A 6,567-nucleotide genomic window follows, 5' to 3' on the forward strand; every position below is an offset into this window, starting at 1 on the left:
AATGAGAAACGGGCGACCTATGTTTTTGATCGCGGGTATCTGGATTTCGCTCAGTTTGATCAAATGAACTGGGAAGGCTACTTTTTCGTTTCCCGCATTAAAAAGAATACAGCCGTTCATGTTCAAGCGCACCTGGAAGTGTCTCATGAATCAGGGATTATTAGTGATCAATTGGTTCAGCTGGGAAAATCGACCTACCTGACGGGTTTGTTTCGCTTAGTAACGATTGAACGTAAGCATCAATCGAATCTACGTATCCTGACGAACCGAATGGATCTTTCAGCAGAGGACATCGGAAAGATGTATCAATCAAGATGGCAGATCGAGTTGTTTTTCAAGCACATCAAACAACATTTGACCATTAAAACGTACTATTCACAGTCTGAACAAGGCGTGGAGAATCAAGTGATTCTTGCGATGATTGTCTACTTATTGACGTTACTGATGAAACTAGAATTAAGGTTGAAATCAACCCTCTTCACTATTTTGAGCCAAATCAGAGCGTTACAGTATGAACCATTTGAGTGTTTCAAAGAATCGTTCGCACCTGGTTAAGTGAAAGAGAGTACAAAAAGACTAATCCACAACTGAATAACCCTAAAAATTTCTGGAAAAAGTCATCCCTTGCGCCAGCAATTGACTTTTTTGGAAATTTTAACGAAAACTACTTGTGATAAAAGTAACAACCTATAAAACCTATTTATTCTAAGTTTTATGCAACACTAGTGAACAACAATATAATGAATGAGCCTGTTTAATGATGACCTTAAACCTTTGTCCAGATTGTATTTGTTATAAACAGAAGGGAGAAGGTATTCTCTGAGAACATTAGACAATTTGATTGATAACAGCAGGGCAAAAAGTATAGTCAATATTAGAACTAGAGTAATTTGTGTGTCTCCAAAAACAAAAAGAGTTTGGTACATGAAAGAAATTCTAGAAAAATAAGTAAATAAAAATATTGCCACAGCAAAAATGCTCACCCAATTAACTAAAGTAGTCACAAAAAGTTGAGTATTTTCTCTATTTATTATTCTATCAAGTATTGATTTCACTGCTGATCTTATTAACAAAATAAGTAAAAGTCCGCCGATTCCTACAAGCCAAAAACCTACTTCACTATTTTCCATCCAATTTGTTAAAGTATTCATTGTATGATTGTCCTTTCTCGTATATTGTTTTCATTTTATCAGACCTGATTCAAATAAACGAGCTTTCATAATCAACAGAAAAAGTATTCTTCAACTTATTCTCTAACTTTACAATACCAACCTCGACAAAACTTGTGATTAATCGATTATTAAGCTTTTTTAAATTACTCTATATCCTCTTCATAGGTGATTTTTATCATTGAATGAAATTAGTAAAGCTGACAATGCTTACCGACAAATAGACATAAAAGAGTGCTTTGAAGATATACTTGAAGTAACGTATAATGAAAGGGTAGGAGAGGGGGCAGACTGATTCCATTCTCTCTTTAATCTTTTGTAATAACAGAAAGAAAGTGGATTTATGAATTGTAAAGAGAGTAAGCAATATAGACTTCGTGATAGAAAAGAACCGATTTACTGGATTGGCGGCTCTTCTTGTGCTGGAAAAAGTACTTTCGCCAAACTATATGCTGAAAAGAAAGGCTTTTCTCTATACTCCTGTGACAATCATTTCGAAGAACACCTAAATAGAATTTCTGCTTCAACTCATCCAGCGATGAGTCGCATGTCTAAGATGACATCAAATGAACTGTTTTATAAAACAAAGCCCGCTGAACAGTTACGATTATATATCGATATTTTTAAAGAGGATTTCAAGTTTGTGGTTGACGATATTTTAACACTACGAGACAAACCGCTAGTTGTTGAAGGTAATCAGTTGATGCCATCACTAGTGCACGATTTTATGAAGCTTAAAGATAAAGCTATTTGGTTAGCTCCTACAGAAAATCAACAGATAGAAATTTACAGTAAAAGAACATGGATTCATTCAGTTCTTAAAGACACTGATAATCAAACTATTGCTTTTAATAACTGGATGAAAAGAGACTCTTTATTTGCAAATCATGTAGTAAAAGAAACAAATAGATTAAATTTAACATCACTATCAATTGACAGTAATTTAGACTGGGATAAATATTTTGATCTAATTGAAAAGCATTTAAGTGAATAATATTTTTATAATACACTCCAAGAATATCTAGAATCACTAAAGACGATTTGAAAGTATCATACGTACAATTGATCGTGGAGAAACTGAACAGGCGTCAGAATCGCTCTGATATTTTTATAAAGACATAAATTATTTAATTTGAGATAAAAGACCGATTACTTGATACATCATGATTTAAATACAAAAATAAAGCAATAAATAGGGGATTAAATCATAAAACAGACGTACCTTGGTAAACTATGCTTTTTCTTTATTTTAGTTTACATAATATATATTATACAAAGTAGATTATTTAGAATATAGGGTCCCTCGCTTAAATTTATATTGATTCTGAACCTCACGCGTTTTAATCAAATATTGTTTTAAATTGATTTGAATTTAAGTGACATTTAACTGATTTCTTAATTTCATCTACTCACTTAGTGTATCGATTAATATTTAGTTTCGAAAAATAAAAACCAGCCGTCAGCAACCTTTGCGCTGATCAGCTGGTTCTATTTATTGGACACTTAACGGTACGCGTTTTTCTGGCGCTGGAAATGCTTCGTTTAGCAGATTTAATTCTTCATTAGACAAATCGATATCCAGAGCTTTTCTGTTCTGAAGCACGTGTTCTGATGACCCGGCTTTAGGAATGGCTGTCATCTGTTCCTGATGCATGACAAACGCCAGCAACAGCTGAACAATTGAAATCCCCTTATTTTCTGCAATATTGTTGATGATTGGACTGTTGTAGACTTTATCTTTCAGGTCCGGCTCCTGACCGATGATTGGACAATAAGCCATGATGGGAATATTGTTTTCCTTCATATAGTCATGCAAAACGACTTCAATGCCTCTTGAAGCTAAATGATACAGAACCTGATTGGTCTGACAGTTCTCACCGTTTCTTAGAGAAAGCAGCTCCTGCATATCTTCTAGATCAAAGTTTGACACGCCCCAGCCCCTTATTTTACCCTGACGCTTCAGTTCTTCGAAGCAGTCGACTGTTTCCTGAAGCGGAACATTGCCTGGCCAGTGCAGTAAGTACAAATCAAGTTCATCAACACCCATGCGTTGAAGTGTCTTTTCGCAGGAGTCGAACATGCGTTCTTCACTGGCATTTGCGGGATATGCCTTAGATACTAAGAACAGATCGTCACGGTCTACGTGTTTGATCGCATCACCTACCACTTCTTCTGCTCCACCTTCAGCATACATTTCGGCTGTATCGATCATAGTTAACCCGTTATCAATCCCTGCCCTCAGAGCATCTATCTCCTCATATCGTTTGTTTTTGTCTTCTCCCATTTTCCAAGTTCCCTGACCTAGTTTCAGGACTTTTCGCCCGTTGGGGAAAGTTACAGTTTTTTTCATTGATTTGTCTCCCTTCAATCGTCACTGTATTCACTTGCAGTTTAACAGAAATAATTATAGAAGAAAAAAATAATACCTCTGTTTTCCAGAGCACAAAAAACGTCATTCAGTTAAGAATGACGTTTTTTGTGTGTTATTTGATAGCTTATAAATTCATGTCTTCGTTTTTTATAGCAACTTTGCTGTCTTGCACATGAGGTTTCCATAGACCTAATATCACAGAAGTGATGATAGAACCAACTAGAAGTGAAACTAGGAAAAGCATAGTATTATCGCCTAACCCTATAACGAATACTCCTCCATGAGGTGCTGGTACTGTAACGTTCCATAATTGTGTCAGGCCTCCACCAATTGCAGCGCCCAGTACTGAAGAGCCGATGACTCTTAATGGATCTGCAGCAGCAAATGGTATTGCGCCTTCTGTAATAAATGATAGTCCTAGAACGAAATTAGATAGTCCAGATTGACGTTCGATATCAGTGAATTTGGATTTAAATAACAAAGTAGAAATAGCAATAGCTAATGGTGGAATCATTCCTCCGACCATAACCGCAGCCATTAAACTTCCATCTCCTGTGTCTCCAAAAATACCAATAGAGAAAGCGTAAGCTGCTTTATTGACAGGGCCACCCATATCAACGGCCATCATTCCACCCAGAACAGCACCTAAAATTACCGCATTGCCCGTTCCTAGATTTTCCAGGAAACCGATCATTGCATTGTTAATGACGGCAAAGAATGGGCCTATCAGGAAGAACATGAGAAGACCAACTGCCAGCAGTCCTAATACTGGGTAAAGAAGAATAGATTTAAGTCCTTCGAAAGTCTTTGGTACATTTTTTAGTGATTTCTTGATCAGGTTCATGACATAACCAGCTACGAAACCAGCTACTAGTCCACCAAGAAACCCTGCATCGCTTTCTACTGCAAGCAGTCCACCTGCCATACCTGGAAGGAGTCCCGGACGGTCAGCTATACTGTAGGCAATGTATCCAGCCAGAATCGGGATAAGGAATGTAAAGGCAGATCCACCGATCGAATTAAGTGAAGTAAACAGAATACTATCTTCACCTAACTGTGCTTCGAATAAGAATGACAGAGCCAGAAGAATTCCTCCACCAACGACGAATGGGAGCATATGAGACACCCCGTTCATCAGGTCTTTATAGATCGACTGCCAGCCGCTGCCTCGTTCAGTATCATCGGCATCGCTTGAAGCTGATGACCCTTCTGCCTGAAAAATAGGTGCATTGCCTGCAACTGCTCGTGTGATCAATTCTTCAGACTTGTTGATGCCCTCAGAAACCGGACGTTGCAATACAGGTTTTCCATTGAATCGAGCCATGTCCACTTTCTTGTCTGCAGCAATGATGACGCCGTCAGCTTGTTCTTCGCTCCGTCCGTGCCGTTCGTTTCTACACGGATCTCAACACCCATCTCAGCTGCTTTTCGCTTTAATGCATCTTCTGCCATATAGGTATGGGCAATTCCAGTAGGACAAGCTGTTACAGCGACAACAAATTTCTGGTCGCTTCCTGCATTCTTAGACGTTTCTTCTCTAACGACTTGTTCTTCTTCATCTTCTTTAAAGATATTCTGTACTTCTTCAGGGGTACGAACTTGCTTAAGCTTCGATACAACTGACTCGTCGACAAGCTTTCTGGAAAGAGATGCCAGAACTTGAAGGTGAAGGTCGTTTCCGCCTTCGGGAGCTGCAATCATAAAGAACAGTTCAACAGGCTGGTTATCCAGCGCTTCATACTCTACACCTTTAGATGATTTAGCAAAAAGAACAGCTGGTTCTTTTACCGCTTTGTTCTTGGAGTGAGGCATGGCAATCCCATTACCCAGTCCTGTAGAGGTCTGACTTTCCCGGTTCATGATTCCTGTCTTGAATGTTTCTACGTCACTGATTACATTTTTCTCAGCAAGTCGCTGGATCATTTCATCGATAACGGCTTCTTTAGAAGTCGCTTCAAGGTCCATGATCATTAAATCTTTTCTCAATACATCATTGATCTGCATTTAGTTTTCCTCCCATTTTTCAACCGTCACAGTTTTTAGAACGGTCTGTATGTCTTTTTCTGTAGCCAAGTCTGTATTAAAAGCCGTTGCTGTTCCACATGCAACGCTGTAACGGAACGCTTCTTTCGCATTCTGCGTGTCGCTGTATACACCTGTAAATCCGGCTACCATCGAATCACCTGCTCCGACAGAATTTATCAGCTGACCTTCTTCTGCTTTTCCGTGATAGATTTCATCCTTAGTAAACAGAACTGCTCCGTCTTTACCCATAGAAACAATTACGTGCTTGGCTCCTTTGCTTACTAGCTCTTTTCCGTAATGGATCAGCTTTTCATTCGAATCGATACGCGTCGAATACAGTGCCTCGAGCTCGTGAATATTAGGCTTGGCGAGCAGCGGCTGATTGCCGAGAGCATCCATCAGTTCTTTACCCGTCGTGTCTATGACGAATTCAGCCTGTTTCTCATGAATACGTTCAATCAGAACCTGATAAAAATCATCCGGCATCCCACCTGGTTTACTGCCTGATAGAATGACGATATCTCCTTTATTCAGATCGGACATCTGGTCGAGAAGACGATTCTGATCATCTTTGGAAATCACTGGACCTGAACCGTTAAGCTCTGTTTCTTCCGATCCTTTGATTTTGACATTGATTCGTGTGTCATCGTTAACTTCTATAAACTGTGTACTGATCGTCTGCCTTTCTAATGTCTCTTTTATGAAAGCTCCTGGAAACCCTCCAATATAGCCTAGCGCGATAGAAGGTTTGTCGAGAGCTTTGAGTACACGAGAAACGTTGATTCCTTTACCTCCAGGGAATTTCTGGCTTTTATCAAAACGGTTCAAATCACCTAGTCTGATCTGTTCATCTGGAAAGATGACATAATCGATTGATGGATTGAGTGTCACCGTATAAATCATAAGTTCACCTCTATTACTTTAGTAGTAATTACCAATTTTTTTGTTTTTTCGTGTTGTTTTAATGCAACTATCGTTGCTCTATCAATTAAAATACAAAAA

The 6,567-nt window shown here is 38.7% G+C and carries 5 protein-coding genes and 1 pseudogene; 2 read left to right on the top strand and 4 right to left on the bottom strand.

Annotated elements, in window-relative coordinates:
- On the top strand, nucleotides 1–555 hold a 555-nt coding region (locus ABFX15_RS00495), incomplete at its 5' end, for an IS4 family transposase (RefSeq protein WP_346023610.1).
- Between the two features lie 167 nt (nucleotides 556–722).
- On the opposite strand, the gene ABFX15_RS00500 is transcribed toward ABFX15_RS00495, so the two are convergent.
- Nucleotides 723–1,151: a hypothetical protein gene (locus ABFX15_RS00500; RefSeq protein ID WP_346023611.1), complete on the bottom strand. Its 429-nt coding sequence runs from the start codon at nucleotides 1,149–1,151 to the stop codon at nucleotides 723–725.
- A 361-nt stretch (nucleotides 1,152–1,512) separates the two neighbouring features.
- On the opposite strand from ABFX15_RS00500, the gene ABFX15_RS00505 reads away from it, so the two are divergent.
- Nucleotides 1,513–2,163, top strand: a complete 651-nt coding sequence (locus ABFX15_RS00505) for a hypothetical protein (protein ID WP_346023612.1) — start codon at nucleotides 1,513–1,515, stop codon at nucleotides 2,161–2,163.
- 498 nt (nucleotides 2,164–2,661) lie between these two features.
- Here the strand turns inward: ABFX15_RS00505 and ABFX15_RS00510 are convergent, their stop codons facing one another.
- From ABFX15_RS00510 to pfkB, 3 genes and pseudogenes are all read right to left on the bottom strand, one after another.
- The gene (locus tag ABFX15_RS00510) at nucleotides 2,662–3,519 is read right to left on the bottom strand and encodes an aldo/keto reductase (RefSeq protein ID WP_346023613.1); all 858 of its coding nucleotides are present in this window, start codon (nucleotides 3,517–3,519) and stop codon (nucleotides 2,662–2,664) included.
- 145 nt (nucleotides 3,520–3,664) lie between these two features.
- A pseudogene (locus ABFX15_RS00515) lies at nucleotides 3,665–5,544 on the bottom strand (PTS fructose transporter subunit IIABC).
- Nucleotides 5,545–6,468, bottom strand: a complete 924-nt coding sequence (gene pfkB, locus ABFX15_RS00520; protein WP_346023614.1) for a 1-phosphofructokinase — start codon at nucleotides 6,466–6,468, stop codon at nucleotides 5,545–5,547. It abuts the pseudogene before it with no gap.
- Between the last annotated feature and the right edge of the window lie 99 nt (nucleotides 6,469–6,567).

Source organism: Alkalibacterium indicireducens, from assembly GCF_039522005.1.
Lineage (GTDB): Bacteria > Bacillota > Bacilli > Lactobacillales > Carnobacteriaceae_A > Alkalibacterium > Alkalibacterium indicireducens.

Coding starts and splice junctions, on each gene's coding strand:
- ABFX15_RS00510 (WP_346023613.1), bottom strand. CDS start 3,519: ATGAAAAAAACTGTAACTTTCCCCAACGGGCGAAAAGTCCTGAAACTA.
- ABFX15_RS00500 (WP_346023611.1), bottom strand. CDS start 1,151: ATGAATACTTTAACAAATTGGATGGAAAATAGTGAAGTAGGTTTTTGG.
- ABFX15_RS00505 (WP_346023612.1), top strand. CDS start 1,513: ATGAATTGTAAAGAGAGTAAGCAATATAGACTTCGTGATAGAAAAGAA.
- pfkB (WP_346023614.1), bottom strand. CDS start 6,468: ATGATTTATACGGTGACACTCAATCCATCAATCGATTATGTCATCTTT.